Source organism: uncultured Campylobacter sp., from assembly GCF_937959485.1.
In the GTDB taxonomy this organism is placed as follows: domain Bacteria; phylum Campylobacterota; class Campylobacteria; order Campylobacterales; family Campylobacteraceae; genus Campylobacter_B.
In genome coordinates this window covers 145,650-172,498 of record NZ_CALGPY010000006.1, presented here as the reverse complement: position 1 = coordinate 172,498, position 26,849 = coordinate 145,650, and the positions used below count along the sequence as shown (strand labels likewise).

Annotated in this window: 25 protein-coding genes and 1 pseudogene; 18 read left to right on the top strand and 8 right to left on the bottom strand. The window is 46.6% G+C overall.

All coding sequences use genetic code 11. The features are described from left to right. The first annotated feature begins 313 nt into the window (after positions 1-313). From Q0380_RS05755 to Q0380_RS05745, 3 genes are read left to right on the top strand one after another with little or no spacing between them, the layout of a single operon-like run. Positions 314-520 carry a DUF4492 domain-containing protein gene (locus Q0380_RS05755; RefSeq protein WP_005871229.1) on the top strand — a complete coding sequence of 69 codons (207 nt, stop codon included), beginning with the start codon at positions 314-316 and terminating at the stop codon, positions 518-520. 2 nt (positions 521-522) lie between these two features. Further along, on the top strand, positions 523-2,046 hold the full coding sequence (locus tag Q0380_RS05750; protein WP_298961243.1) for a cytochrome ubiquinol oxidase subunit I: 1,524 nt from the start codon (positions 523-525) through the stop codon (positions 2,044-2,046). A 1-nt stretch (position 2,047) separates the two neighbouring features. Beyond that, on the top strand, positions 2,048-3,154 hold the full coding sequence (locus Q0380_RS05745; RefSeq protein WP_298961241.1) for a cytochrome d ubiquinol oxidase subunit II: 1,107 nt from the start codon (positions 2,048-2,050) through the stop codon (positions 3,152-3,154). Positions 3,155-3,501: 347 nt separating this feature from the next. On the opposite strand, the pseudogene Q0380_RS05740 reads toward Q0380_RS05745, so the two are convergent. Continuing rightward, a pseudogene (locus Q0380_RS05740) lies at positions 3,502-4,471 on the bottom strand (putative transporter). Continuing rightward, positions 4,471-7,203 (bottom strand): M16 family metallopeptidase, encoded by a 2,733-nt coding sequence (locus Q0380_RS05735; RefSeq protein WP_298961238.1) that lies wholly within the window; start codon positions 7,201-7,203, stop codon positions 4,471-4,473. Before Q0380_RS05735 ends, Q0380_RS05740 begins: the two are co-directional and overlap by 1 nt. 72 nt (positions 7,204-7,275) lie before the next feature. Between Q0380_RS05735 and Q0380_RS05730 the strand changes: the two genes are divergently transcribed. Then, positions 7,276-7,590: a hypothetical protein gene (locus Q0380_RS05730; protein WP_298961235.1), complete on the top strand. Its 315-nt coding sequence runs from the start codon at positions 7,276-7,278 to the stop codon at positions 7,588-7,590. Here Q0380_RS05730 and Q0380_RS05725 read toward each other — a convergent pair. Then, positions 7,544-8,140 (bottom strand): peroxiredoxin, encoded by a 597-nt coding sequence (locus tag Q0380_RS05725; RefSeq protein ID WP_291939968.1) that lies wholly within the window; start codon positions 8,138-8,140, stop codon positions 7,544-7,546. The two genes, Q0380_RS05730 and Q0380_RS05725, sit on opposite strands and share 47 nt — an antisense overlap. Before the next feature lie 180 nt (positions 8,141-8,320). Between Q0380_RS05725 and Q0380_RS05720 the strand changes: the two genes are divergently transcribed. From Q0380_RS05720 to Q0380_RS05695, 6 genes are all read left to right on the top strand, one after another. After that, positions 8,321-8,605: a 4Fe-4S dicluster domain-containing protein gene (locus Q0380_RS05720; protein WP_005871245.1), complete on the top strand. Its 285-nt coding sequence runs from the start codon at positions 8,321-8,323 to the stop codon at positions 8,603-8,605. 107 nt (positions 8,606-8,712) lie between these two features. After that, on the top strand, positions 8,713-9,126 hold the full coding sequence (gene ndk / locus Q0380_RS05715; RefSeq protein WP_298053160.1) for a nucleoside-diphosphate kinase: 414 nt from the start codon (positions 8,713-8,715) through the stop codon (positions 9,124-9,126). A gap of 9 nt (positions 9,127-9,135) precedes the next feature. Further along, positions 9,136-9,489, top strand: a complete 354-nt coding sequence (locus Q0380_RS05710; RefSeq protein WP_298961231.1) for a hypothetical protein — start codon at positions 9,136-9,138, stop codon at positions 9,487-9,489. 18 nt (positions 9,490-9,507) lie between these two features. After that, positions 9,508-9,654, top strand: a complete 147-nt coding sequence (rpmF, locus tag Q0380_RS05705) for a 50S ribosomal protein L32 (RefSeq protein WP_005871250.1) — start codon at positions 9,508-9,510, stop codon at positions 9,652-9,654. 4 nt (positions 9,655-9,658) lie between these two features. Continuing rightward, positions 9,659-10,651 carry a phosphate acyltransferase PlsX gene (gene plsX, locus Q0380_RS05700; RefSeq protein ID WP_298961228.1) on the top strand — a complete coding sequence of 331 codons (993 nt, stop codon included), beginning with the start codon at positions 9,659-9,661 and terminating at the stop codon, positions 10,649-10,651. An 8-nt stretch (positions 10,652-10,659) separates the two neighbouring features. Beyond that, positions 10,660-11,658, top strand: coding sequence for a beta-ketoacyl-ACP synthase III (locus tag Q0380_RS05695; protein WP_298961225.1), 999 nt, complete (start codon positions 10,660-10,662; stop codon positions 11,656-11,658). 964 nt (positions 11,659-12,622) lie between these two features. Here the strand turns inward: Q0380_RS05695 and Q0380_RS05690 are convergent. Continuing rightward, positions 12,623-13,546, bottom strand: coding sequence for a methylenetetrahydrofolate reductase (locus Q0380_RS05690; RefSeq protein ID WP_298961222.1), 924 nt, complete (start codon positions 13,544-13,546; stop codon positions 12,623-12,625). Positions 13,547-13,640: 94 nt separating this feature from the next. Here Q0380_RS05690 and Q0380_RS05685 point away from each other — a divergent pair, with 94 nt between their 5' ends. The 7 genes from Q0380_RS05685 (at position 13,641) to Q0380_RS05655 (ending at position 20,684) form a co-directional block, all read left to right on the top strand. Beyond that, positions 13,641-15,932, top strand: coding sequence for a DUF87 domain-containing protein (locus Q0380_RS05685; RefSeq protein ID WP_298961219.1), 2,292 nt, complete (start codon positions 13,641-13,643; stop codon positions 15,930-15,932). 9 nt (positions 15,933-15,941) lie between these two features. Continuing rightward, complete coding sequence (gene plsY, locus Q0380_RS05680; RefSeq protein WP_298961216.1) at positions 15,942-16,598, top strand: glycerol-3-phosphate 1-O-acyltransferase PlsY; 657 nt, start codon at positions 15,942-15,944, stop codon at positions 16,596-16,598. Next, on the top strand, positions 16,595-16,912 hold the full coding sequence (locus tag Q0380_RS05675; RefSeq protein WP_291939954.1) for a dihydroneopterin aldolase: 318 nt from the start codon (positions 16,595-16,597) through the stop codon (positions 16,910-16,912). Before plsY ends, Q0380_RS05675 begins: the two co-directional genes overlap by 4 nt. A 76-nt stretch (positions 16,913-16,988) precedes the next feature. Continuing rightward, positions 16,989-17,660, top strand: a complete 672-nt coding sequence (gene hsrA, locus Q0380_RS05670; RefSeq protein ID WP_005871260.1) for a homeostatic response regulator transcription factor HsrA — start codon at positions 16,989-16,991, stop codon at positions 17,658-17,660. Positions 17,661-17,698: 38 nt separating this feature from the next. After that, entirely contained in the window at positions 17,699-18,946 is a 1,248-nt protein-coding gene (locus Q0380_RS05665) for a HAMP domain-containing sensor histidine kinase (protein WP_298961212.1), read from the top strand. 49 nt (positions 18,947-18,995) lie between these two features. Beyond that, positions 18,996-19,241 (top strand): YfhL family 4Fe-4S dicluster ferredoxin, encoded by a 246-nt coding sequence (locus Q0380_RS05660; protein WP_005871264.1) that lies wholly within the window; start codon positions 18,996-18,998, stop codon positions 19,239-19,241. Then, a complete protein-coding gene (locus Q0380_RS05655) occupies positions 19,242-20,684 on the top strand; it encodes a Ppx/GppA phosphatase family protein (RefSeq protein ID WP_298961209.1) in 1,443 nt (480 codons plus the stop codon). It abuts the gene before it with no gap. A 97-nt stretch (positions 20,685-20,781) separates the two neighbouring features. Here Q0380_RS05655 and Q0380_RS05650 read toward each other — a convergent pair whose 3' ends face one another. The 4 genes from Q0380_RS05650 to Q0380_RS05635 all read right to left on the bottom strand — a co-directional run bounded on the left by Q0380_RS05650 (position 20,782) and on the right by Q0380_RS05635 (position 23,785). After that, complete coding sequence (locus Q0380_RS05650) at positions 20,782-21,870, bottom strand: hypothetical protein (RefSeq protein ID WP_298961206.1); 1,089 nt, start codon at positions 21,868-21,870, stop codon at positions 20,782-20,784. Between the two features lie 75 nt (positions 21,871-21,945). Next, entirely contained in the window at positions 21,946-22,251 is a 306-nt protein-coding gene (locus Q0380_RS05645; RefSeq protein WP_298961204.1) for a metal-sulfur cluster assembly factor, read from the bottom strand. Next, positions 22,248-23,423 carry a peptidase M50 gene (locus Q0380_RS05640; protein WP_298961201.1) on the bottom strand — a complete coding sequence of 392 codons (1,176 nt, stop codon included), beginning with the start codon at positions 23,421-23,423 and terminating at the stop codon, positions 22,248-22,250. The genes Q0380_RS05645 and Q0380_RS05640 overlap by 4 nt, the downstream gene beginning before the upstream one ends. A 17-nt stretch (positions 23,424-23,440) precedes the next feature. Next, positions 23,441-23,785, bottom strand: coding sequence for a hypothetical protein (locus Q0380_RS05635; RefSeq protein WP_298957159.1), 345 nt, complete (start codon positions 23,783-23,785; stop codon positions 23,441-23,443). 144 nt (positions 23,786-23,929) lie between these two features. Between Q0380_RS05635 and polA the strand changes: the two genes are divergently transcribed. Beyond that, positions 23,930-26,746, top strand: coding sequence for a DNA polymerase I (gene polA, locus Q0380_RS05630; RefSeq protein WP_298961198.1), 2,817 nt, complete (start codon positions 23,930-23,932; stop codon positions 26,744-26,746). Positions 26,747-26,849 lie beyond the last annotated feature (103 nt).

Genomic DNA, 26,849 nt, shown 5'->3' with positions numbered 1-26,849 from the left:
AATTCTATTTAAAATTGCTACGAATTAGGCATAAAGATGCTTGGTAAAGTCTCGCGCATTTTTCTGCTCGCTTCTTGATATATTCTATTCTAAAATTTTATATGACAAATCTAAACTAAAATTTTGTGCAGTTTAAGTAAAATGTGATCGGTTGCGAATTATGCAGTAGAAACTTTATTTGAGCGTGACGGCGTAAAACTCATTTATTAAAAAGATAAAATTGCTACCAAAATTTCAAAATTTAAAGCTAAATTTTAATTAATTGTTATACAATAAAAAATATAAACTAATAATTGCTAAAGGTTAAAATTCGATGTTTTTCGGCAAAATTTTAAAATTTTACGCGCACGGATTTGCTTCGATGAAGCTTGGCAAAACGCTGTGGGCGGTGATTTTGATCAAGCTATTCATAATTTTCGTGCTACTAAAATTTTTCATTTTCGACGAAAACTTGGATTCTAAATTTAAAACCGATCAAGAAAAAATCGATTTCATCTATAAAAATTTGACTAAGGAGTAGGAATGCAAGAGCTTGCTAGCGTGGATTGGTCGAGGGCGCAGTTTGCGCTCACGGCGCTTTATCACTTTCTTTTCGTGCCCCTAACGCTGGGGCTTAGCTTTATCGTGGCGTTTATGGAGAGCCTGTATGTCGCGACCGGTAAGCAGGAGTGGCTCAAGATCACTAAATTTTGGCTTCGCCTTTTCGGTATAAATTTCGCTATCGGCGTCGCGACCGGTATCATAATGGAGTTTGAGTTCGGCACCAACTGGGCGAATTACAGCTGGTTTGTGGGCGATATCTTCGGCGCGCCGCTTGCGATTGAGGGCTTGCTTGCGTTTTTCTTGGAGGCTACCTTTTTTGCGGTAATGTTCTTCGGCTGGGATCGCGTAAGCAAGAAATTTCACCTTATCTCGACCTGGCTTGTGGCGATCGGATCAAATTTAAGCGCATATTGGATCCTAATCGCGAACGCCTGGATGCAAAACCCTGTTGGTACGAGCTTTAATCCCGATACGATGCGTAACGAGATGAGCAATTTTTTAGATATCGCGCTATCTCACTTCGGAGTGGCTAAATTTTTACATACGGTCGGCGGCGGCTATATTACCGCGGCGCTTTTCGTGCTTGGAATTTCGGCGTTTTATATGCTAAAAAACAAAGACTTCGCGCTTGCTAAAAAAAGCTTCATCGTGGCGGCAAGCTTCGGTATGCTAAGCTCGCTTTTCGTGCTATTTAGCGGCGACGAGAGCGCCTATCAGGTCGCGCAAAAGCAGCCGATGAAGCTTGCGGCGATGGAGGGTCTGTATAAGGGCGAAGTAAATGCAGGCATCGTCGCGGCTGGAGTTTTAAATCCGAGCAAAACCGCGGGAGACGATAAGGAGCCGTTTTTATTCGAGATTAAAGCGCCTTATGCGCTAGGGCTGATGGCTACGAGAGGACTTGATAATTTCACGCCGGGCATCGATGATTTGGTATTCGGAAACGAAAAATTCGGCATCGAAGGCGCGGATAAAAAGATCGAAAAAGGCAAAATTGCCCTGCAAGCGCTAAAGGATTATAAGGTCGCCAAAGACGCCAATGATACCGCAGCGATGCAGCAGGCGCGTGAAATTTTATTCAGCGATCAAAATATGCAAAACCTAGGCTACGGCTACTTTGACGACGCGAAGCAGATCGTCCCTCCCGTGGCGCTTACCTTTTACAGCTTTCACGTGATGGTCGCGCTAGGCAGCTATTTCATCGTTTTATTTTTCGTCACGCTGTATCTTAGCATGGCCAACGACATATCGAAATTTAAGAAAATTTTGCGCCTCTGCGTCTGTAGCATTCCGCTGGGATACGTCGCGTGCGAAGCGGGCTGGATAGTAGCCGAAGTAGGGCGCCAGCCGTGGGCGATACAAGATCTTATGCCGGTGGGCGTCGCGGCTACGAGCCTGGCGGGGACGAACATAATGATCTCGTTTGCGCTCTTTGCGGTTTTATTTACGGTTTTATTCATAGCCGAGATAAAGATCATGCTAAAACAGATAAAGATAGGATTTTAATATGCACGAAATTTTTCAAATTTATTGGTGGTGCGTGGTTTCGCTTCTGGGCGGAATTTTAGTTTTTATGCTCTTCGTGCAGGGCGGTCAGACGCTGCTTTTTACACTGGCAAAGAGTGAAACCGAGAAGGATTTTATAATAAATTCCATCGGCAAGAAATGGGAGCTTACATTTACTACGCTCGTGATGTTCGGCGGGGCGTGCTTTGCGGCGTTTCCTCTATTTTATGCGACCAGCTTCGGCGGTGCGTATTGGGCGTGGATGGCTCTGCTTTTTTGCTTCATAATCCAAGCCGTCGCTTACGAATACAGAAAAAAGCCCGATAATTTCTTGGGCGCTAAAACCTATGAAGCCTTTCTTTTCATAAACGGCTCGCTGGGCACGATCCTGCTTGGCATCATCGTCTCGACGCTTTTTAGCGGCAGCGAGTTTGCACTGGGCGATAATAATTTCGTGCAGTGGAAAAACCCCGCTCGCGGACTTGAAGCGCTAGCAAATCCGTTTAATTATATCTTGGGGTTTGCACTATTTTTCTGCGCTAGAACGGGAGCAAGCTTGTACCTAATGAACAATATCGCCGAGCCCGAAATGATCGCCAAGCTCAAAGCCTCGCTTAAATTTGACGCTAGCGCGTTTTTGGTTTTTTTCATCGCGTTTTTGGCGTGGGTCTTGCTAAAGCAGGGCTATGCAGTCGGCGCCGGCGGCGTAGTAAGCCTCGAGAGCTTTAAGTATCTGCACAATTACCTAAGCCTACCTGCGGCGCTAATCTTGCTACTGCTAGGTGTCGTGCTGGTGCTGGTGGGCATCGTCAAAGGCGCATTTACAAGCAGCGTGCGCGGGATATTCTTCTACGGCATGGGCGTCGTATGCGCGGTAACGAGCATATTTTTGATCCTGAGTCTAAATCACACGGCGTTTTATCCGTCAAATTTCGACCTGCAAAGCTCGCTTTCGATAAGCAACGCAAGCTCAAGCCTCTATACGCTTAAGACGATGTTTTACGTGTCGTTTCTAGTGCCTTTCGTGTTGGGTTATATCAGCTACGTTTGGCGCGCGATGGATGCTAAGAAGCTCGATAAAGAGGGGCTTTCAAACGAGCATTATTAGGCGCGTCAGTTCCAGCATGGCTTCCGCGCGCCGTGTGGCGGCGAGGCTGTACTTTTGTGCTCGGCTCCGCGTGCTTTTGCGCTTAGTTAAATTTCATATCGGCGGCGCTTTTTATGCGCCGCATCTATAAAAAATTTTAAGGATTAAAAAATGATCAAATCTTTAGTTTTCATCGCGATTTGGATAATCTTGCTCGTAGGAAGCTATAAATTTATAAAGCTAAACATCGCTCATCACGAAAAAAGAGAGCAGTAAAAGGGTAGAAATTTTAAAAGCTAGCGGCTCGGGATTTTGTTTTAAATTTAGAAAGCGAGGTCTAGAGCCGCAAGATACGGGCGAAATTTTATCTAGCCCTTGTAGTCGATATTTTTTTCAAACTCTTTAAGTCGCATATGGATTGAGCGAAGCTCCGTTATCGTCGTCCAATTATTCATAAAAATACTAAAACTTCCGCGCACCTGATTAAAAGCATTGCTTACCTGAACCATAACTCCAAGCGTAATTACCTTAGTAAATAACCCAGGACCCATTATCAAGTAAGGTACGATCATTAGAAACTGCGAAAATGAGTTGAACCACATATCAAAATAGCAGTAATGCAGATACAGTTTAAAATAGTTATATTTGATCTTATCAAATAACGAAAGAATTTTTTCCTCGCTTGCGTAATTTATCTTATCCTCCTCCGCAAAAACAAGTTCTTTTCTAAATGCCGCCTCGACCTTTTGATTGTTGTATTCCAGTCTCGGTAGATACCAGCCAACCAGCCAAGAAATTATTAGTCCACCGATGCTGATTGCAAGTGCAATCCAAACAAGTGAGCCCGGAATTTTTTTTTAGAAATTCAAAAGGAACATTGCTACTAAGCCCCCATAGCACAGGTATGAATGCAAACAGTGTCATAGCTGCCGAAAGCACTCTCGTACCCATTTCCTCGATAGTTCTTGAGAAGCGAAAGATATCTTCTTGGATACGTTGCGAGCTTCCTTCGATATCTTTGCCTACCTTTTTCCAGTATGAAAAATAGGAAAAGGTCATCGCTTCCCGCCATTTAAATGTCCAAATACGAGCTGCATATCGTTCTGAAATCGCAGAGACTACGTAGGGCATCGCTATCCATAAAAAAACTTTCATCTGTGTATAGAAATCATTTAGTGTATGACGATCTATGTTTTGGCACATATCATAAAACGCGCGGTACCATTCGTTTATTCTCACATTTAAGGTAGTTTGATACCAATTAATCGCAATTAGAAAAAATATTCCAGAATATGCCCAAAATGCCCATTTTTTGTTTTTAAAAAATGAAGCAAACATCAACGCTCCTTTGGATTTAAAATCGCCGTAAATAGTCTATCGCTTAGCACTCGCGCCGCTTCCTGCACGTCCGCGCTTTTTACCGCATTTATGCTTGCCGCGTAGCTTTTTTCATCATAGAGCGGATAGCCGTAAAGCTCGTGCGCAGTGATATTAGCAAGCCAAAAATCATTCGTCTGCGCAGCTCTTTTGGTCGATAAAATTTGTGCTTTTTTGAAATTTGCCAGCTCGCTATCTTTTGCGCCGGAGCTTTCGATCTGTTTTAAAATTTCACTCACGCTTGCTGCAACCGCACTGGCGTCTTTCGGCTCGGTAGAAAACGATACATTCAAGCTCGCTGCGATTTGTGGCTCACGCACATAGGCGCTATGCACCATCGCCGAGTAAATTTGTCCGCGCGCCTCGCGGATCTGCTCGACGATGCGATTGCTTAGCACACTTTTTAACGCTTGAAATTTATAAGTGTCTGAAAAGTCAAAATTTTGCAGCTCATAGTTTGAAAAAATCATCCGAACTTCGCTTTTATCACTATCGCCGTAGTCTTGCACAATCTCGCCGCTAGAAGTATTTAGCATCAAAGTTTTAGGCGTAGCGCTGCTTGTGCCGGGCTTTAGATTGCCGATATATTTGGCTAGAATTTGTTTTGCGCGCGCAGGCTCAAAATCGCCGCTAAGTACAAAGATAAAATCTCCAACACCTGAAAAAATTTCATCCGCATCGCGCTGTAAATCGGCAAGATTTGCGCTCTTTACGTCATCTACGCTAAGCGGCTGCTTGCGAGCCGTATCTCCCGAATATAGAGATTTTAAAATTTGCTCGCCGAATTTAAATTCCGCCGTCTCGTCTCGTAGCGCAATCGCCGAAAGCGCGTCGGTTTTGTATTTTGTAAGCGAGCTTGCATGAATTAGCGGCTCGCTAAATCTTGCGTAAAGCTCGTGTGTCATCGCCTCCAGATCCGCTCCTGCGCCTCTAAAACCGCAGTCTGCGTCGTCCATCCTAAATCTTAGCTTATAATCAAATTTTGAGGTCAAGCGTCCCGCCTCGTATTCGTTTAGCTCGCCTATGGTGCCCGAGTTGAGCAGTGCAGTTAAAATTTCGCCACGAGCCTTGCCAAAATGCGCATAGCCATCTTTTTTAACGGCTGCGAGGGCGATTTTATTTTTCTCGCTTTTAAGGGGTTTTAAAATTACCTTCGCGCCGTTTTTAAACTCCAAAATTTCAGTGCCGCTAGCGCCTTTTTGTGCTTTAAATTCCGTCTCTTTTAAATCTGCTCCCGCAAGCTGCTTGGAAGCAAGCTTCGAAGCAGCGAAATTAAACGGCACCGCTTTTTCGTAGAGCAGCTTCGCGTCTTTTTGGCTAATGCCCAAATCCTTTGCCGAGATAATCTCCGTAAATCTCGCTCCATCCGTTATCTTTGAGAAAAATTTATTAACATCTGCTAGCGTTATTTCTCCTAACGCCTTGAGGCTTAGATCGTGCTCGTCTTGCTTACTAAGCTTTACATTGCCGTTTTGTACGAAATCGAGTAGTGCCCCTATTTGCGCACTTTGTGTATCGTTTTTAAGCAGATCGGCTTGCACTTGATGTTTAAATTCCGCCTTAACGCTATCAAAATCGTCATTGTTAAATCCGTGCTCGCGCACCCCTTTGATCGCGCTAAAAAGACTATTTAATGTGGCGTTGGCGTCGAAATTAAAAATATTCGCGCTTATGCTGTATAGTCTGCGGTTTTTAAACAGATCGTCCGAGCCGAAATAGGCTTTAAGCGGAATTTCGGCATTCACATTCATCGCGTCGTATCCAAGCTCCATCAGCCTCGATACGTAGGCTTGCAGCCACTCATTTTTAAGCGCACCGTAGCTTCTTAGCGGCTCATATTTGCGTGCGTAAAGCACGCTAGCGACATTAGCGCCGAGCTCGGGCTCTACGGTGCTTGCTAGCCCGCCTTCAAATGGGCGCAGACTAAGATCACGCGGGATTTTTTCGCCGTGCGCAGAAAGAGAGTTAAAATTTTGCTTGATTAGGTTTTTAATCTGCTCAACGTTTACGTCGCCCACGACTATGATGCTAATGGCGCTAGGAAGGTAGTTGCGCGCATAGAATTTTTTTAGTTGCTCGCCGGTGGCGCCTTTGATGATTTCATTTTGTCCAATCGGAAAGCGTCTGGAAAATATGGAATTAGGGTATAAATATGTGGCGCGCTTTTCATAAAATCGCCTCTCAAAGCCTTTTTTTGCTTCCTCTAAGATGACGCCTTTTTCCTTTTGTGTTTCGTTCTCGTCAAATTTCACGCCGCCTGCATAATCGCGCAGTACTAAAAATACGTCCTTTAGCGTCTCATCGCTTACTTGGGCTTGGATGTTGTATGTGGTGTTTTCAAAGCCAGTCTGTGCATTGAGATCGGCGCCGAATTTTACTCCCAGACGCTGCAAGGTATGAACGAGCTCGTTTTTATCGAAGTGCTCGCTACCGTTAAATGCCATATGCTCGACGAAGTGCGCTAAGCCCTGCTCGTCGTCATTTTCATCGACACTACCCGCGGCTACGTTGAGGTAAAAAAGCGCGCTATTTTTTGGCACGTCATTTTTGAGGATATAAAATTTCACGCCATTTGCCAGCTCGCCGTGCACGACGCTAGGATCGAGCTTAAGCGGCGCGTCCGGGTTAGCGTCTGCGGAGTAAAGGCTCAAAGAGCAAAGCAGGGCGGAGATAAAAAATATAAGCTTTTTCATAATTGTCCTTGGATTTAAAAACTTGCGATTGTAACAAAAGCTAGTTTAAAGTATGATTTTGCGAGCTTTGTTATGGGTGAAATTTTGCCAAGGATTTGGGATTTTACTCGCGGTTTTGAAATTTTACTTGTAGAATTGAGAGGAATGGAATTTTTGGAATTTTTGGAATTTTTGGAATTTTTGGAATTTTTGGAATTTTTGGAATTCCGCCGCCGCGACTTAAAATTTTGGCAGCGGAATTTAGAAAGCTTTGCTAGCTTTAATAGCCCGCGCAAGGCTAAATTTAAACTTTACGCGGTTAGCATTAGAATTCGTACGCTCGCGCGAAGAATTTTACAACTTATAGTTTGCTCGCATTTTTGTCTAGATACTCTGCGACGCCCTTAGGATCTGCTTTCATCCCTGCGTCGCCTTTGTGCCAGCCTGCAGGGCAAACCTCGCCGTGCTCGTTGGTAAATAGCATCGTATCGACCATGCGAAGCATCTCGTCGATATTGCGACCAAGCGGTAGGTCGTTGATGACGGCGTGGCGGACGGTGCCATCTTTGTCAAGCAGGAAGCTGCCGCGAAGCGCTACGGCATTGCCGAACAGCACGTCGAAGCTGCGTGCGATATCTTTTGTGATATCCGAAACTAGCGGGAACTGCACTTTGCCGATACCGCCTGCGTTTACCGGAGTATTTTTCCATGCAAGATGCGTAAACTCGCTATCGCAGCTAACGCCGATAACTTCGATACCCTTAGATTTGAAATCTTGATATCTGTGATCGAATGCGATGATCTCGCTCGGGCAGACGAAAGTAAAATCTTTTGGATAAAAGAATACGACCGCGCCTTTTTCGCCGATATTTTTATAGAGGTTGAAATCCTCGACTATTTCGTTGTTGCCTAAAACCGCAGTTGCCGTGAAATCAACGGCTTTGTTGGTTACTATCATTTGTTTCTCCTTGTTAATAAAATTTATGATGGCGATTATACATTTTAAAACTTTAGATTTGCTGAAATTTGATGAAAATTTTTATATAATAAAATTTATTCACTTGATAATATTAAATTTTATCATTTTTTAAATTTAGTATGTTATCATCGCGCTTCATTTTTTGATAAAGGAGAAAAAATGGCTGTAAAAATTACCGATATTTGCATTAGCTGCGGCTCATGCATCGACGAGTGTCCGGTAAATGCGATCGTGGACGATAGCGATAACCCAAGCGGTGAGGATAGCTACTACGTATATGCCGATAAATGCGTCGAGTGCGTGGGCTACAACGACGAGCCGGCTTGCGCTAGCGCCTGTCCGACCGACGGCTGTATCGTCTGGAGCGACATCGTAGCGGGTCAACCTAGCAGGGATAGTATAGGTGCGGATCTGCGCAGCGGAGATACCCCGGTATTTGCTTAGCAGATAAAATTCCGCGATCAAATGCGCGGAATTTGAATTCATTCAATCCTTAAATAAATTTTAACCTATTTTTCGATACAATCCGCCTTTCACTTTAAGGAGATTATATGCAGCAAACGCTTTCTATTATTAAGCCTGATGCCGTTAAAAAGGGCGTTATCGGCAAAATTATCGATCGTTTCGAAAGCCACGGACTAAGAATCGCAGCGGCTAAAAAAGTATGTCTAAGCGCCGAAGATGCGGGTAAATTTTATGAAATTCACAAGGATCGCCCTTTTTATAAAGATCTGATTGAGTTCATGACTAGTGGTCCAGTGGTCGTAATGGTGCTAGAAGGCGATGATGCCGTAGCTAAAAATCGCGCGCTAATGGGCGCTACCGATCCGAAAAAAGCCGATAAAGGCACGATCAGAGCGGACTTTGCAGACAGCATCGACGCTAACGCCGTTCACGGCAGCGACAGCTTAGAAAACGCAAAAATCGAGATCGCATTTTTCTTTGCAAAAAGAGAAATTTGCTAAGAGTGCCGCGTGAAGATCGCTTTTGCTAAAATTTCCGCCACGCCCGTGCCGTTTGAAATTTCGAGGGACGGGCTTAAGCTTAGCGGAAATTTAAAACGAAAAGACTCTAAGTTTATCGAGTGTAAGGGCGAAATTAAGGGCAAAATTCCATACATTTGCGACCGCTGCGGCAAAGAATTTGATCTTGACGTAAACGAGAGCGTAAATTTGCTTTTAAGCGAGGGCGTTTTTAACGACGAAAGGCACGAAAGCTTGGACGTTATGGAGTTTTTCGGCGCCGAGGTTGATGTGGATGAAATTTTAAGAAGCGAAACGGAAGCTTTCAAAAGCGACTATTTTTATTGCGAAGAATGCAAGAACTAAATTTATAAAGGAGAAAAAATGGCAGTTCCAAAGCGAAGAGTTAGTAAAACTCGTGCGGCAAAAAGACGCACTCACTACAAAGTGACCCTTCCGATCCCCGTCAAAGATAAAGACGGAAGCTGGAAAATTCCGCATAGAATAAACAAAACTACGGGCGAATATTAATCCGATGATTTCCGTTGCTATAGACGCGATGGGCGGTGATTTCGGCTGCGAGCCGATAATAAACGGAGTCGTAGATGCGCTGCGAGAGCGTAAATTTAATGCATTTTTGGTGGGAGACGAAGCGCAAATCAAGCCTTTTATTCCACAAGATCAAGGCTTTGAGAAATATATTACTTACGTCGCTGCAAGCGAAGTTTTCGAGATGAAAGAGGGCGCAACGGACGCTCTTAAACGCAAAGAAAGCAGCATCTTTAAAGCGGTCGATCTAGTAAAAGACGGCACTTGCAAAGCCGTGGTATCAGCAGGACATAGCGGCGCTACGATGAGCCTTGCTACGCTTCGCATAGGAAGGCTCAAAGGTATCTTGCGCCCGGCGATTGCTACGCTGATGCCAAATTCCATAGGCAGCCGCACGCTTGTGCTGGATGTGGGCGCTTATGTAGATTGTAAGCCTGAGAATTTGTTTCAATTTGCGATTATGGGCGAAGCATATGCCAAGGAGATTATGGGTTTAAACGCACCGCGCATCGGCTTATTATCCAACGGCGAGGAGGATAGTAAAGGCAACGAGGTAACAAAAGAAGCCTTTCATATGCTTAAGAAGATGCAAAATTTTATTGGTAATGTCGAAGGCAATCAAATTTTTGACGGCTCGGTAGACGTGGTCGTGTGCGACGGATTTATCGGCAACATTATGCTAAAATCCAGCGAAGGTGTCGCAAGCGCTATCGGCAAACTTATTAAAAACGAAACTAAAAAATCCCCGATCGCCATCGCAGGCTCCATCTTGATGAAGCGCGTCTTTAAGATAATCAAAAAAAGCACGGACTACGACGAATACGGCGGCGCGCCGCTTTTGGGCGTCAAAGAATGCGTCATCATAAGCCACGGCAAAAGTACCCCGAAAGCCGTTAAAAACGCGATCTTTCAAGCGCTTAAATTTGCAGACTCCAAAATCAACTCCGCGATAGAAAGCGAAATTTCTTCAAACGAATAGGAAAACGAATGCAAAAAGCCTCGATGATCTCAATCGCAGCATACGCGCCGAGCGAAATTTTAACCAATTTCGATCTTGAAAAGATGGTTGAAACGAGCGATGAATGGATCGTCAAGCGAACAGGCATTCATGAGCGCCGTATCGCGAAGGGCGAGAGTACTAGCGATTTGGGCATGAAGGCCGCAGCGCTTGCGATCGAGCGTAGCGGCTTACAAAAAAATGAGATCGATGCGATAATTTGCGCCACGATCTCGCCCGATTATTTCTGCATGCCCTCGACTGCGTGCGTCATCGCGGATAAACTGGGCTTAAATTTCGGTATTACGGCGTTTGATATAAATGCCGCCTGTACGGGCTTCATCTATCTTTTAGAGCTTGCAAAATCCCTCATCGAAAGCGGCGCCAAAAAGCACATACTGATAATCGGCACGGAAAAACTCAGCTCAATAGTCGATTGGAGCGACCGCGCTACGTGCATACTCTTCGGCGACGGCGCAGGTGCTGCGGTTATCGCGGCGCGCGACGATAATGAAATCATCGACATTCATACCGCCAGCGACGGCAGCAAGGGCGATCTTCTCATCACCGCAGCCCCGGGTAGCGTCAATCCACTCAGCCAAAAAATCATTGACGAAAAGCTAGGCTTCATGCAGATGGCGGGGCGCGAGGTCTTTAAAATCGCGGTACCGACGCTCAGTAACGACGTCGTGGAGATTTTGGAGAAAAATAAAATTTCGCCCGAGCAGGTCGATCTTTTCATCCCGCATCAGGCAAATTTACGCATTATCGAGGCGGTCAAGGCGAGACTGGAATTTAGCGACGAACAATGCGTGCTTACGATCGGCAAATACGGCAACACGAGCTCGGCGTCGATCCCGATGGCGATAAATGACGCTTACGAGAGTGGCAGGCTCAAAAACGGCTCGCTTATGCTTTTGGATGCGTTCGGCGGCGGCTTTACGTGGGGCAGCGCGCTTTTGAAATTTGGCGGCAAGAGCATAAACTAGTGCTTTTTAAATTTCATTATCTTTGAATTTCGCCATATTTAAGAGTTAAAATTCCAAGCTTATTTACAAAACTAATTTCAAATTTATATTTATTCCGAGTTAGGTTTCAAAATTTTAAAATGAAGCGTTTGCGATTGAAAGCATATTATAATCTTGCGCAGTTTGCATATCGGCTTCTGCGTGAGATAGTAAAACGACGTTAGTCTTAGGTCTGCTGCTTTTTGGTGGCGGGCTTTTAGAATATAAAAGAAATCAAATATGCAATAGCTTAAATGGGTGTTAATTTCAGCCGTTCTGCATTAATGGCTTTTAATTAGCTGAAAAGCTCGGCAAGTATTTTTACGGCGGCGTATGGTGGATCTTTTGAGCGACCTACACATAGGCTGTAGAATAAAATTCAAATACCAAAACGCTCACAACAGCAAGCATCAAATTGCCTTAGATTTGAAATTTAGCATAAACGCCGGTAAATTTAAATCAAATACTACGAATGGAACAATAAGGGACGCTATGTCATGAGTGCAGGAGCGTCGTATCTAATATTGGTTTCGTTTGCCCTCTCCAGCTATCCCCCGTTATACAATATACTCTAAAAAAGAGATAGGAAATTAGTTATCTCTATATAGATAGCGGCAAGCCGGAAAGTGCGGTCGCGTCGGCTGCAGACTAAAGGCGGTTAATGCACTTAGTTTTAGTGTGAAAACTACAGCGATTTATAGGTTTGATGATATGCCTAGCTCAATGCCATTGTAAGCATTAGGAAATTTTGCACGAAATATTATCTTGAAGTTATGGATGACAGTTATTAAAGCATATTATTGGGGCAATTTTTTATAAATTTTAAGTTCAAATTCCATTCGGATAAAATTTCGATTTATTTTTCAGAAAGCGATCTAAAATTATTTAAAATTCCTCCGCTAGCTTGGACTATCTAGCGTTTTGTTCGTGTATCCGATTTAAAATTTTAAATAACGTAAAATCCCAAATTCTCGTGCTTAAGGATAATTTTTCTGATCTCTTTTAGTAAGCTGAGCGAGGCTTCGATTTCTACGCGGCGGGTGCTTACGCTCTCGATGTTCGCGCCTACGCTTACGCCTTTTGCGAGGGCGTATTTATAGATGAAATCAAACATCTCTGCGCACAGCGCTGTTGAACTTTGCAAAATATCGACGCTGCTTTGCAGCCGCTGCTGCAAAAAATCTGGCACCGAGATGCCAAGCCATTTCATAAACTCAAGCGTCTTTAGGCTGCCGCACGGCGTGAAAGTAAAGATTATCGGCACCTTTTTGCACTCCAAAGCGGCGTAATCGTCGATGAAATCTTTGGCATTTTGCACATTATAAACCGCCTGAGTGATAAAAAATTCGCACCCGTCCGCAGTCTTCTCCGCGATTTTTAGGTGCTCGTCGCGGCTCTTTTCATGGCGTTCAGGAATGCAGATGCCGCCTAGGCAAAGATGCGGCGCCACGAGTCGCTTGATCTCATAGGCGCGGCTTAGATGCAGTTTGCATTCTTCGTTTTTAGAGCTTGCCCCCACGAAAACGTCCAGCCCGCTTGCGGCATGCCTTAGAATTTCGCAAAATTCCGCCTCGTCGTATTTGCCTACCGCGCGGTAGATGATCGCTTCTTTATCGGTGTGTAGATACTGCGTGTAGTAGCGCGCAGGATCGATCGTATGCACAAAAGGAAAGGTCCGCTCATCTTTCGTGCGCGCGCTTTCATCTTGTAGATCGTAGATGACGATGCCGTCGCATTCGCATTCGCTTAGGCGTTGCGACCACGCCGTACCCAGGCGCTCGAGCTCGTCTTGAGAGGACGTGATTTTAGGCGGGACGATGCCGTAGAGTAGAATTCCGCTTTTTCCGTTTCTAATTTTTTCTTTTAACACTTGCCATTCCTTGATTTTTCGCGCATTTTAGCAAATTTAAATTTAAAAATTTAAATGATATAATGCCAAGCAAATTGCAAATTTAAGGAACGCAATGAAAACGCTTCAAGAAAATTTAAAGCTTTTTTATCTGGGGCTCGAAAACAGCGAGCCGTTTTTGTATAAAAACAAGGATCTGACGACTCACGCGCTTATCATCGGAATGACCGGCAGCGGTAAAACGGGACTTGGCATCACGCTGCTAGAGGAAGCCGCGATCGATAATATCCCATCCATCATCATCGATCCGAAGGGCGATCTGACAAATTTAGCTCTTACCTTTCCCCAGATGAGGGCTGAGGATTTTGAGCCCTATATCGACGAGGCCGAGGCGCAAAACAAAGGTCTTAGCGTGCACGAGTATGCCGAGCAGACCGCAAATACCTGGCGCGAAGGGATCGAGGGCTCGTATCAAGACCTGGCGCGGGTGGAGCTTTTGAAAAACAGCGCCGATTTTAGAATTTATACGCCCAAATCAAGCGCAGGTCTTGGGATCAGCCTACTAAGCGACTTTGAAGCGCCGAAGAGTTTAAACGAAGAGGATTTGAATAACTATATCGGCGGTATCGCCACTAGCGTGCTAAGCCTCGCAGGGATTAGCAGCGATAATCTCAGCTCGCCGGAATTTTTGCTGATCAGCCAAATTCTGTCTTATCATTTCGGCAGGGGCGAGGGTGTGAGCGTGGTGGATCTCATCGCGCAGATCGGCAACCCGCCATTCGATAAGATCGGCGTTTTCGACGTCAATACCTTCTTTCCGAGCGATAAGCGAATGGCGCTTGCGATGAAGATTAACGCGCTCATCGCAAGCCCGAGCTTTAAGCTTTGGTGCGAGGGCGAGCGGCTAAATATCGCCAAGATGCTATTTGATGAAAACGGCAGGGCGAGAGCGAATATATTTTCCATCGCGCATCTAAACGACGATGAAAGGATGTTTTTCGTCACGCTGCTTTTGGGCGAGATGATCAAATGGATGCGCACCACCAGCGGTACGAGCTCGCTGCGCGCCGTGCTTTATATGGATGAAATTTACGGCTTCTTCCCTCCAAACGGCAATCCGCCGAGCAAAACTCCGATGCTTACGCTGCTGAAGCAGGCTCGCGCGTTCGGACTTGGCTGCGTATTATCGACGCAAAACCCGGTCGATCTCGATTATAAGGGGCTTAGCAACATCGGTACGTGGTTTATCGGGCGCTTGCAGACCGCGCAGGATAAAGAGCGCGTCATCAGTGGCCTAAGCGGCATCGGCTCAAATCCGATCGACAAAAGCGTGCTTATGGAGAAAATTTCAAACCTCAAAAAGCGAAATTTTTTGGTAAAAAACATCAACGAGGACGTGCTGCGAGTGATCGAGACGCGCTTTGCGCTAAGCTATTTAAAGGGTCCTTTAAGCAACGAGCAAATTTCAAATTTAATGAAAGACAAAAAGGCTGAAATTTCATCCGTGCCGGGCGCCGCGCAAGGCGTCAAATCCGCCGGCACCGCCAAACCGGTAGTTTCGGCTGAAATTTCGCAGCTTTATAGCTACGGCGCGGGCCTTGAGCTAAGCCCATATCTGTATGCAAGCGCAAAGATGCGATTTTGCGACAAGGGAGTCGATTTTACGCAGCAGCGCTCCTTTTTGCTTTCGCTTTCGGACGGGGGCGAAATAGATTGGAGCGAGGCGAGCACGCGAGAGGTCGCAAATTTAGGCGAACAGGAGCAGGCGGGCTCGCTCTACGGCGCGCTTCCTAGCTTCATCGCGGGAGCAAAAAATTTAAACGCTCAGCTTAAAAGCTTTAAGGAGTGGCTATATCGCAATGAAAAGTTAGAACTTTTTAGCGCGCTTGATCTGCTCTCAAAACCGGGCGAGAGCAGGGAGGAGTTTTTTGTGCGCCTAAGCGATAAGGCGAATGAAATTTTAGAAGCGAAAACCGACGAGATCGCGGCTAAATTTGAAAAGGAAAAGGCGCGCCTTGAGGATAAAATTTCGCGCGCTAGCGAAAAATATGAGAAGGAAAAAAGCGACGTGCTAAGTCGCGGGGTGGATGCGGCGCTAAACATAGGCGGAGCGATCTTAGGCGCGTTTTTAGGCCGCTCGCGCAGCGCTAGCAATATCTCTAAAGCGATCAGCGGCGCCAAGAGCGCGCATAAAATTTTAAACGAGCGCAGCGAAGCCAAAAATGCCGAAAATAGCCTAAGCGCGCTGCAAGAGGAGCTGGAGGTGCTTACGCAGAAATTTGAGGCTGAAGTGGACGCGCTAAAACAGAGCCTGGATCTAAAAAACATTAAACTCGAAACGAAAGAAATTTCGCCGAAGAAAACCGACATCTACGACGAGAAAATTTCGCTACTTTGGAAGAGTTAAAGGGATTTTATGAAAAAATCGGGAATTTTAGAATTTTTACTTAGCATCGTTACGGCGCCGAATTTTTGGTGCTACTTCGCGGCGTATCTGATCGCTGCGATCCCCTTTGGGCTTTTGATCGGCAGATACCTAGGCGGCGTGGATATCAAAAGCGAAGGCAGCGGCTCCATAGGCGCTACCAACGTCCTTCGCGTCTTAAAAACTCGCGATCCACAAAAAGCAAAAAAGCTCGCGATCCTCACGGTTGTCTGCGATGCGCTAAAGGGCGTCCTGCCGATACTGATTGCGCGTGCTTTGGGCTTTGATGAAAACGTGCTGTGGAGCATGGCTGTCTTTGCGGTGCTTGGGCATTGCTTTAGCCCGTATCTGAAATTTAACGGCGGCAAGGGCATTGCGACGGGAGCCGGCGTGCTTGCTTGCTTTATTCCTATCGAGATTGTTATTGCGCTTGCCGTTTGGTTCGTGGTCGGCAAGACGGTTAAAATTTCATCCGTAGCCTCGCTTGCAGCGGCGCTTGCGCTAGTCGTAGCAAGCTACGTGATCCATCCGCAGATGCCCGCGATCAACACTCATGCGCCGATCTTTCTGATAGTTTTCATCGTATTTTACAAACACGCGCCGAATATTGCCAGGCTGCTTAAGGGCGAGGAAAAGCGCGTAGTATGATTAAAATTTTAATCGAAAAGCTGGAATTTGGCACGATAATCGGGACGCTGGATTTTGAGCGCAAGCGCGAGCAGCGCGTCTGGGTGTGGGCGAAGTTCGGAGCGGAGGAATTTATCGACTATGCGCGGGTTTGCGAATATATCAAAGCGGAGTTCCGCGAGAAAAAATTTCGCCTCGTAGAGGACGCGCTAAAATACTTCGCGCAGGAGTTTCACTCAAAATTTCGATCGATGGATTATTTTTATATGAAAATTTTAAAGCCCGAAATTTTACAAGACGCGAGCGTCGGCGCGGAAATAGAGATAAAATTTTAAAATTTCTTTAAAAAATCTTGAAATTTTGCTTAAAATATGTTAAAATCGCCGCAAAATTTTAAGGCAAGGAAATTAAATGAGAATTTTAATAGTCGAGGACGAGGTGACTTTAAACAAGACGATAGCGGAGGGCTTGATGGAGTTCGGCTATCAGACGGATACTTCCGAGAGTTTTAAGGACGCAGAGTATTATATCGGCATTAGAAATTATGATTTGGTGCTAACCGATTGGATGCTAGCTGACGGCAACGGCATCGATCTCATCGCATTGGTTAAGCAAAAATCCGCGCGCACCTCCGTCGTCGTGCTATCTGCAAAAGACGATAAAGAAAGCGAGATCAAAGCACTTCGTGCTGGCGCGGACGATTTTATCAAAAAACCTTTCGACTTTGATGTTTTAGTAGCACGCCTCGAGGCTAGACTTCGCTTTGGCGGCTCAAATATCATCAAAATCGACGATCTCATCATCGATCCGGATGAGGAAAAGATCACATATCTAGGTCAAGAGATCGAGCTTAAGGGCAAGCCGTTTGAGGTGCTAACTCACTTGGCGCGCCACAGCGATCAGATCGTCAGTAAAGAGCAGCTATTAGATGCCATCTGGGAGGAGCCTGAGCTCGTTACGCCAAACGTCATCGAAGTCGCGATCAATCAAATCCGCCAGAAAATGGATAAGCCTCTAAATATCTCTACGATCGAGACCGTTCGCAGACGCGGATATAGATTTTGCTTTCCACAAAAAGCCTAAGAGTCCGCTTTGTAATGCAATTAGCATCCGCTTCGTTGATGCTAATTGTCATTTTTTCGGTAATGCTCTATAATTATATGAGAATTACCATCTTCGAAACTCCTGTTCAAAATTTAATCCAAAGAGCACAAAAAATCGTAGAAGCCTCCGTGGCGCCTGAGAAAATTTCATCTTTTTTACAAGACGCATCCGGTGAATACGAAAGCAAAATCATCGAAAACGAAAGTATCAATAAACCTAAATTTATCGAAAGCTCCGAGGATAGCAAGAGCTATTTACAGCTGTACTATCCTTATGGTAAGGATAAAATTTTAAGTATCCGAGCCGACGTGAGCGTCTATGCAAACATCGTAAATCAAATACTCATCGACATAATTTTAGTAAATTTGACGATGATATTTTTGGTGGTGTTTTACGCGATGTTTCTTTCGCGCATGCTACTAATGCCGATTAAGCTGATCAGTCAAAGGCTTGCTTCGGTGGATGAAAAATTTCTAAAGCCGATCGACGGGGCCGAAATCCCGAGCGAATTTAATATGCTTTCAAATAGCATAAACCGTCTACTTGAGCGCATTGAAACTTTCATTTTGTATCAAAAAGAGCTTTTTATCGGTATTGCGCATGAGCTTAAGACCCCGCTTGCGGTTATGAAAACTAAAAACGAAGTGACGCTGATTAAACCGCGCGAGAGCGAGAAATATATCGAGGCGCTTAAAAACAATAACGACTCGATCGATAATATGAATAAAATGATCAGCTCAATCCTAGAGATCGGGCGGCAGGAGGGGGCGCAGTTTGAGGCGCCCGAGCAGACCGATATGATTGCATATCTGCGGGAGCTATGCGTGGGCTTTAAAATTTTAGCGCGTACGGCGGGCAAGGACTTGACGATGGATCTTAAGCCTGAACAGCTTGAAATTTCGGTGCAGAAAAGTCTCTTTATGCACGTGATTCAAAATTTTATCCAAAACGCCATAAAATTTTCTCCGGACGGCGAAAAGGTGCTGATCGAGAGCGAAATTTCGGACGGAAATTTCATAGTGCGGGTCGCAAACAAAGGCGAGCTGCTTAACGAAGAGATAGATTATTTCGCCCCTTTTAAGCGCTACGGCGGCAAACCGGGAGCCGGGCTCGGGCTATTTTTGGCCAAAAATGCTGCTCAAGCGATGGGCGCGCAAGTGGATCTTAAAAACGATGAAGCGCGCTCGCTAATCGTCGCGATTTTCAAACTTCCGCTAAAAAATTTAAGAAATAGCCCGAAATTCCGCTATTTTAAAACAAAATGAAGCTTTTTATGGTATAAACGCCATAAATTTTTTCGTAAGGTAAAATTATATGTCATTGTTGATTACAAAAGAATGCATCAGTTGCGACGCTTGCCGCGAGGAATGCCCTAATGAAGCTATTTTCGAGGATGAGCCGATATACATCATAGATGCCGATCGATGCTGTGAGTGCGTAGATGATTACTCCGAGCCCGCTTGCATCGTGGTTTGTCCCGTCGAGTGTATCATCACCGATCCCGATAATATCGAGACGGCGGACGAGCTGAAATACAAACACGTCCATATGGAAATTTAAATGCCCAAGCGCGTCGCAGTCATAGATCTGGGCTCAAATTCCGCCAGAGCCGTGATTTTCGAGCGCACTAGCAGGCTCGGATTTTTCATTTTGGCCGAGCATAAGATCAAGATCCGCCTAGGCGAGGGCGCTTACGAAAACGGCGGAATTTTAACTTCCGAAGCGATGCAAAAATGCCTGCTGGCGTTTAAAAAATTTAAAACCCTGGTATGCAATTACAAGGCTAAACGCGTGCTTTGCATCGGCACATCCGCGCTTCGCGATGCGCCGAACGGGGCTGAGTTTATAAATCTCGTCCGCAAGCAAACGGGCATCACGATCCGCAAGATAGACGGGCAGATGGAGGCATATCTGGGCGCCTATGCGGCGCAAAATTTGCTTAGCGACTTTTCCGAGGGCGTTACGTTAGATATCGGCGGCGGCTCGACCGAGCTTGCTTACATCAAAAACGGCAAGATAGAAAATAAAATTTCTCTAAATTTAGGCACGGTGCGGCTAAAGGAGCTATTTTTCGACCGCGGCGACACAAAGGGGCTAGAAAAATACATAAATAGCGCGATCTCGCAGGTAGGCGCCGAGTTTCGCACGCAAAATTTAATCGTAATGGGCGGCTCCGCGCGAGCGCTTTCCGGCGCCGTGATGAGCCTGCAAAACCATCCGCTAAAGATCGTGCATAATTTCAGCTACGATTATGAAAAATACGCGCCGTTTTTTGCCAAGCTGATGAGCGCAAAGACGCTTGATCTGGCGAAATTCCCGATCAAAAAGGACCGCTATGACACGATCAGAGAGGGCGCCATTATCTTTGATAAGATCGTAAGGCGCCTAGGGGCGAAAAAGATCATCACCAGCGGCGTAGGGGTGCGAGAGGGGGCGTTTTTAAGCTCGATTCTGCGTGGCGCAAACCTGCCTAGAGGCTTTAATCCGAGCCTAAGAAGCCTTAAAGATCGCTTCGCTTCCGAGCCCAGCGAGGCTCCGAAGTTTGCAAAGGCGCTGTTTTGCGCGCTATCGCCTCTACACGGCTTGGGCGAAAAATATATTAAAATTCTACAAACCGCAGCATCGCTTTGCGAGATCGGGCGGGCGATCGGCTTTTATGCGAAGCATGAAACCAGCGCGGATATGGTGCTCGGCGGGCTGAACTACCGCACGACGCACAAAGAAAAGGCACTAATAGCTGCGATCATCTCGATGCACGGAAAGCGCGAGCTGGGCGCTACATTCGCGCCTTTGAGCGCGATTTTGCCGGATGTCGCCAAGCTTGCGTGGCTGAGCTATATTTTGGAGCTTGCACGCCTTCTAAGCGAAAACGCGCTAAAAAATTTAGAATTTAGCTTTGAAAACTCCACTCTTAAAATCTCCGGTGCGGATAATTTGATAATGCTTAAAGGAAGCCTTAAAAAGCTCTCAAAGCCTGCGATTTTTGCGATAAAATTTCTTTAAATAGCCACCCCTGCTTGTTGCGCAAGCTTAAGGCGGGCGGAGCTCGTTTAATTTTATGAGCTTGAAGCGGGCGATAAATCCCTATCAATAGCGCTTTTTAAATTTTAATTCCATTCTCGGCTAAAGAATAAATGCTAAAAAATCCGTAGTCGGTGCGAACATAAAGGCGCTCGCTCGAGATTTCAATAGCAGCAGTTTTGACGCAGTGCTCGCACTCAAACTCGCCTAAGAGGCGAAAATCCTCCAAGCTGAATGCTTTAAACCTGCCATAAAAATACGTAAGAAAGATTTGATTGTTTGCGGCAAACCTCATTATGCTTCTTGGCAAGCTTTTTGGTACGCTTAGACGCTTTTTGCTTGCGACGTCCCAAAAATACAGCTCATCAAAGCCGTTATTTACGACCAAAATCGCGTCATTTTTGATAAGCCCCACGTTTAGGGAGTGGATATAGCCTACGTCGCATTCGATACGGCAAAGCTGGGCGAAGTCTTTTAGGCGGTAGAGCCTAGCGATATTTTTGCCACCTTCATCCCCACAGGCTACGCAAATTTTATTGCCGAAGCCTATTGCTTTTGCAGAAAATTCCGTTTTAAAATTTAGCTCCTTGTCGCCTCCGAAAGCTAAAATTCCATCCGTGCTGCAGGCTAGAATTTCGCCGTTGCCGCTTAGAGCAGAGCTAAAGCCTCCTCCTGTGATATCCCAGGCTTCAAAAAGCCTGCTGAATTTTTCTCCATCAAAAAGAAAGAATTCGTGGTCCAAATCAAGCACCAAGGCCTTTTCGGTAGCAGTCATTTTCCATGCTAAAATTTTTGGTAGCTCAATTTGCGCAAGAGTTTTTAGCTCGCCGTTCAGCACGATTAAATAATCGCAGCCGTGCTCGTCAAAATTACATTTATAGACGTAAAATTTATCCTCAAACTCGGCAAACCCAAGCGCTCCGCTGTATCTGCCGCCGATATAGGCATGCGCTAGCGCCTCGCCGAATTTCGCTTTTTTGTTTTCGTAGATGAAGCCCTTTTTTAGGACATCAACTTGCTTTTTTACGAAAGCTTTTTGCAGAGCATCGCAATTTGCGAATTCTTTAGAGCTCAGCCTTTCTTTGCCGTTTTGTAGCGTCTTTGAAATCAAACTAAGCCCTTGCGTTTGAAGTAGAATTTCTTTCTTGCCGTCGGTAAATTTTTTCATAGTAGCCCCTAAGTATAAATTTTAAGTCTAATTTTAGAATTTCAAAGCTTAAACTACGGGGTGCGGCAAAGCTGTTTAAAATCTACCGAGCGCTTCTTTGACGTGATCCTCCGCCATGTCGATATTCCACATCGGCTCAAAGACGAGATCAATCTCCACGTCGCCGATACCATCCACGCTCTCGGCACCCGCGCGCACCCATTCCACCATCATCTCATGCAGCGGGCACGACTGAGTCGATAGCGTCATCGTGACTTTGGCGTTGTTTGCCTCATCTACCGCTACGTCGTAGATGAGCCCTAGCGACACGACGTCAAACCCCACCTCAGGATCGACAACGGCGCGAAGCGCGTCGTAAACTTGCTCTTTCGTTACTTTCATTTTTCCTCTCCGAATTTTATGTAGTTAAAGATATTTACGGTGTTGATTAGCACCAAAATTATGCTTACCGCTTGCAAGATAACCGCGGGCGTTAGCGCTCCGAAGCTCGCGCATGCAAGCGCTAAGACGTTCGGCACGCAGGCTGCGTAGGCGATCTTTTTGATTATCATATCATCTAGCATAGGGATTTTGCGCTTGCCGACGAAGGGCGAGACATAGTGGTACCAGATGAGAAAGGGCGCGATTTTATAGAGGTGCGCGACGATGAAGGCGAACAAAAAGCCGTATAGCAGCCAAAACGCCGCCGCATCCGCACGATCCGCGAGCCAAAATGCCGCGCTAAATCCCAAAGCCGCCAGCGAGATATAGACGTTTAAATTCCAATAATCTATCGCTTTTCGCACGCGCCTAGCCAGGATATAGATCGCCTGAGCCGCAAAGCTCGCAAGCGCGGCAAATGCGATGAAAATTCCAAAGTCTTTTAGCAAAAACAGCCCTGCGAGCAGATACAGCGCTAGCGAAGCTTTTGCTAGTGCGAAGCTTAGATCGTGCGCCAGGCTAAACATCGGCAGCAGCACGCATGCAGCGCCTACGATGACGAAAAATACAAAGCCTAACACGAAGTATATGTGATAGGATAAAATTTCCGAAAAATACACTCCGAAAATCTCCACGCCGCTAAGCGCTAGCACGAGCGCAAAGCCAAGGCTGATCCCTACGGCTAAGAACGCAGCCGAGATCACAAGCGCTACGGCGGGGAAACTCCATTTGGGTGTGCCGATGAAGCTTAGCGCGTAGCAGATCGTAAAATAAAATAGACTAAGCAGCAAAACGGCGCCGCCTGCGTGCATCAAAGGGATGCTTGAAAGCAGCAATCCCGCGCTTAGCAGAGCCACGCCCGCGCCGTAGGTGAGGAGATTTAAAAACGCAAATTTGACGGTGAAAAATTCCTTTTGGATGATGACGGAGGTGAGCTGATAGAGCGCTCCGATGATTATGCTGATTACGAAACCCAGCAAAAATACGTGAAAAAAGCTCGCCGTCTGCGGCGCTTGGATCGCGCCGAAATCGGCCTTTAAAAAGCTCGCCGCGCTTAGCAGCAAAAAGATAAAGCCGCAGATGAAATAGCCGCCTACGATGCGAAACGGCGGCGAAAAGGTCGTGATATTCATCTAAATTTTAAAGTCCTTTAGCCGTGGCACTTCGCGTCGGTATCAAAGCCCTCATTGATCGCGCCCGGTTTTAGGCTGATGGTGAGCTTGACCGCGTCGCCGTCCAGATCCTCGCGGGCAATGTCAAATTTAGACTCGATCTTCGGGATCAGCCCCATCGGAAATTTATGATTGAGCATGACGACCTTTTTCGTTTCGTCTTTTACGAAATTTAGCGCCACCAGCGCATTTACCATCGGCTCGGGCGGGACGCATTTGCGCGAATCAAAGCCGATGTATTCTACGCCGCCTTGCGATTTTTTATAAAATTTCACCGTAGCGCCCGCTGCGTCGAACTCCTGCCAGTCTGTAAAAAAATCCATACCTGATCCTTTTTTAAAATTTCGCGCGATTATATAGCAAATTTTAAAATTTTGAAATGAGGTAGGTCAAGTCCTATTTGGAATTTGTAAATTTAGCCGAATTTTAATACACTACGCGTTAAAATTCTAAATCCGAGGACCATTATGCAGACCATCACGATCATCGATACGTTCGGCTTTTTTTTCAGGCTCTACTACGCTATGAGCGGGCTTAAGACCAAAGACGGCAAACCCAGCGGCATGGTGAGCGGATTTGCGAGCTTCATCGCAAATCTTTCGAAGGAATTTAAGAGCGATTATATAATTTTCACTCTGGATAGCAAGGGCAAGACCTTCCGCTCGGATATCGACCCGAACTACAAAACCAACCGCCAAGCCCCGCCGCCCGCGCTTTTGCAGCAGCTGCCCGTCTGTATCGAGATGATCGAAAAGATGGGGCTTTACTCGCTCGGACGCGAGGGCTATGAGGCGGACGATCTCATCGCAAGCGTCGTTAAAAAGTACGGCGCCACGCATAAAATCAACATCGTTACCTCCGACAAGGACCTCTATCAGCTCATCGGCGAAAACGTTAAAATTTACAGCCATGGCAAAAAGATGCTTTACGGAAGGGAGGAGTGCTTGCAGCGCTACGGCGTCTATCCCGAACAGATCGTGGATTTTTTGGCGATCTGCGGCGACAGCGCCGATAATATCCCGGGCGTGCGCGGCATCGGCGATAAGGGAGCGAAGAAGCTTTTAGACGAATGGGGCTCGCTCGATGATATCTATTCAAATTTAGACCGCCTGCCGCAAAACAAACAGCGCGAGTATCTGATAGAAGGTAAGCAGAGCGCCTACATAAGCAAGCGCCTGGCTACGCTTTACGACAAGCTGGAAATCCCGCCTTTGGAGGACGCAAAATTTCCGCAGCAAAATCCGCTTTTTAAAATCCGCGAAATTTTAAAAGACTACGCGCTAAACAGACTGCTGTCCGCGTTAAGCCTGCAGGAGCAGAACGGACTTGATCTTTGGGGCGAGGGTAAAGGCGCAAGCACAAAAAGATCCGTTTTGGGCGCGGGCGGCAAAGGCTCCGGCACAGAGCCGTCTCGCGGCGGCTCTATCTTAGACGCTGCCGTAGGAGGGCTAGACGGGCAAAATTCTATCTTTGGCGGTTCCGCTTGCGGCGGGCAAAGCTGCGAGAGCGCTTTTAAAACGCCATTTGAGCCTATTTGCATTACCGATGCAGCGGAGCTTGCGAGGCTGTGCGAAGACGTTAGCGCCGAGACATTAGTGAGCTTCGATACGGAAACCACTAGCGTCGATAGCAAAAGCGCCAAGATCGTGGGCTTTTCGTTTGCATTTAACGAGGAGCGCGCCTACTACGTCCCGCTCGCGCATAGCTATTTGGGCGCTCCGGCTCAAATTTCTTCGGACGCGGCAAAGGCCGCGATCGGCTCGCTGTTTCGCGGATATGTCGTGGGGCAAAATTTAAAATACGATTTTGAGATCGTGAAAAATAATTTTAATATCGAGCCACCCGCGCGCTTTGCCGATACGATGGTGCTAGCATGGCTGCTCGATCCCGCAAACGCCGTGGGGATGGACTCTATCTCGCCGCGGTATCTGGGGTACGTGACTGTGCATTTCGGCGACGTCGTCAAAAAGGGCGAGACCTTCGCCTCCGTGGAGCTGGACGCCGCTACGATCTATGCAAGCGAGGATGCGTGGGTGACGCTGAGGCTGTATTTTAAGCTCAAGGGACTGTTAGAGCCCGCACTTTTTAAGCTCGCGCAGGAGCTTGAGTTTCCATTCGTGCGGGTGCTTTGGCAGATGCAAAGATGCGGCATCAAGATCGACGCGGAGATGATAAAGAGCTTTATCGGGCGGAACGAAAAGTCCCTGCGAGCGCTCACGGATGAAATTTATGAGCTTTGCGGCGAGCAGTTTAACATCAACTCTCCCGCTCAGCTCGGCGCCGTGCTTTTCGAGCGGCTTGGGCTTCCTGCCGCAAAGCGCACCAAGACGGGCTATAGCACCGATGAAAGCGTGCTAAAGGATCTTACGGCGCTGCATCCCGCGGTAAGTAAAATTTTAGACTACCGCGAGCTGTTTAAGCTGCAAAGCACCTACTGCGAGCCGCTGCTGCAGCTTGCCCTGGCCGATGCGCAAAACCGCGTCAGATCGAATTTCTTGCAGACCGGCACGGCCACCGGGAGGTTAGCGAGCAAAAATCCGAACCTTCAAAATATCCCCGCGCGCGGCACGTTTGCGAAGGACGTGCGAGACTGCTTCCTAGCAGACGAAGGCTACTCGCTAATCTCGCTTGATTACTCGCAGATCGAGCTGCGCCTGCTAGCGCACTTTTCGCGCGATCCTGCGCTTTTGGCGGCGTTTAGGGCGGATGAGGACATTCACGCGCGCACGGCGATCAGCATCTTCGGCGACGCACAGCCCGCGCACCGCACGATTGCAAAGAGCATAAATTTCGGCCTCATCTACGGCATGGGCGCGGGTAAGCTAAGCGATAGTCTAGGCATCGCGCGCGCCGAGGCGAAGGGCTATATCGAGCGCTATTTCGCGGCGTTTTGCACGATCAAGGAGTTTTTGCAAAGCATAAAATCAGACGCGAAAGCAGACGGCTACGTAAGCACGCTTTTGGGGCGTAGGCGCTACTTCGATTTCGCAAACGCACGAAACAACATGGTCTATGCGAGCTACGAGCGCGAGGCGGTGAATACGAAATTCCAAGGCTCCGCCGCCGACATTATTAAAAAGGCGATGGTCGAGATTTCGCCGCTACTAAGCGACGAGGCGCGGCTGATTTTGCAGATCCACGATGAGCTGATTTTTGAGGTGCGGGACGATTTGGCGCAGAGCTTCGGCGAGCGCGCGCAGGAGATAATGCAAAGCGCGGCAAGCCTAAACGTGCCGCTTAAGACAAGCCTAAATATCGCCAAGCGCTGGGGCGAGCTGAAGTAACTACGCTAAATTTAAAACGCGGCTAAAATTTTAAGCGGAATTTAAACGGCGCGCGAAATTTTAAATTTTGAGCAGGACAGAGCCTAAATTTGCTTGTTTGATA

Bases quoted from the DNA above. Each gene is read 5' to 3' on its own strand.
- Q0380_RS05755 (WP_005871229.1), top strand. From the start codon at position 314: ATGTTTTTCGGCAAAATTTTAAAATTTTACGCGCACGGATTTGCTTCG.
- Q0380_RS05750 (WP_298961243.1), top strand. From the start codon at position 523: ATGCAAGAGCTTGCTAGCGTGGATTGGTCGAGGGCGCAGTTTGCGCTC.
- Q0380_RS05745 (WP_298961241.1), top strand. From the start codon at position 2,048: ATGCACGAAATTTTTCAAATTTATTGGTGGTGCGTGGTTTCGCTTCTG.
- Q0380_RS05735 (WP_298961238.1), bottom strand. From the start codon at position 7,203: ATGAAAAAGCTTATATTTTTTATCTCCGCCCTGCTTTGCTCTTTGAGC.
- Q0380_RS05730 (WP_298961235.1), top strand. From the start codon at position 7,276: ATGGGTGAAATTTTGCCAAGGATTTGGGATTTTACTCGCGGTTTTGAA.
- Q0380_RS05725 (WP_291939968.1), bottom strand. From the start codon at position 8,140: ATGATAGTAACCAACAAAGCCGTTGATTTCACGGCAACTGCGGTTTTA.
- Q0380_RS05720 (WP_005871245.1), top strand. From the start codon at position 8,321: ATGGCTGTAAAAATTACCGATATTTGCATTAGCTGCGGCTCATGCATC.
- ndk (WP_298053160.1), top strand. From the start codon at position 8,713: ATGCAGCAAACGCTTTCTATTATTAAGCCTGATGCCGTTAAAAAGGGC.
- rpmF (WP_005871250.1), top strand. From the start codon at position 9,508: ATGGCAGTTCCAAAGCGAAGAGTTAGTAAAACTCGTGCGGCAAAAAGA.
- plsX (WP_298961228.1), top strand. From the start codon at position 9,659: ATGATTTCCGTTGCTATAGACGCGATGGGCGGTGATTTCGGCTGCGAG.
- Q0380_RS05695 (WP_298961225.1), top strand. From the start codon at position 10,660: ATGCAAAAAGCCTCGATGATCTCAATCGCAGCATACGCGCCGAGCGAA.
- Q0380_RS05685 (WP_298961219.1), top strand. From the start codon at position 13,641: ATGAAAACGCTTCAAGAAAATTTAAAGCTTTTTTATCTGGGGCTCGAA.
- plsY (WP_298961216.1), top strand. From the start codon at position 15,942: ATGAAAAAATCGGGAATTTTAGAATTTTTACTTAGCATCGTTACGGCG.
- Q0380_RS05675 (WP_291939954.1), top strand. From the start codon at position 16,595: ATGATTAAAATTTTAATCGAAAAGCTGGAATTTGGCACGATAATCGGG.
- hsrA (WP_005871260.1), top strand. From the start codon at position 16,989: ATGAGAATTTTAATAGTCGAGGACGAGGTGACTTTAAACAAGACGATA.
- Q0380_RS05665 (WP_298961212.1), top strand. From the start codon at position 17,699: ATGCTAATTGTCATTTTTTCGGTAATGCTCTATAATTATATGAGAATT.
- Q0380_RS05660 (WP_005871264.1), top strand. From the start codon at position 18,996: ATGTCATTGTTGATTACAAAAGAATGCATCAGTTGCGACGCTTGCCGC.
- Q0380_RS05655 (WP_298961209.1), top strand. From the start codon at position 19,242: ATGCCCAAGCGCGTCGCAGTCATAGATCTGGGCTCAAATTCCGCCAGA.
- Q0380_RS05650 (WP_298961206.1), bottom strand. From the start codon at position 21,870: ATGAAAAAATTTACCGACGGCAAGAAAGAAATTCTACTTCAAACGCAA.
- Q0380_RS05645 (WP_298961204.1), bottom strand. From the start codon at position 22,251: ATGAAAGTAACGAAAGAGCAAGTTTACGACGCGCTTCGCGCCGTTGTC.
- Q0380_RS05640 (WP_298961201.1), bottom strand. From the start codon at position 23,423: ATGAATATCACGACCTTTTCGCCGCCGTTTCGCATCGTAGGCGGCTAT.
- Q0380_RS05635 (WP_298957159.1), bottom strand. From the start codon at position 23,785: ATGGATTTTTTTACAGACTGGCAGGAGTTCGACGCAGCGGGCGCTACG.
- polA (WP_298961198.1), top strand. From the start codon at position 23,930: ATGCAGACCATCACGATCATCGATACGTTCGGCTTTTTTTTCAGGCTC.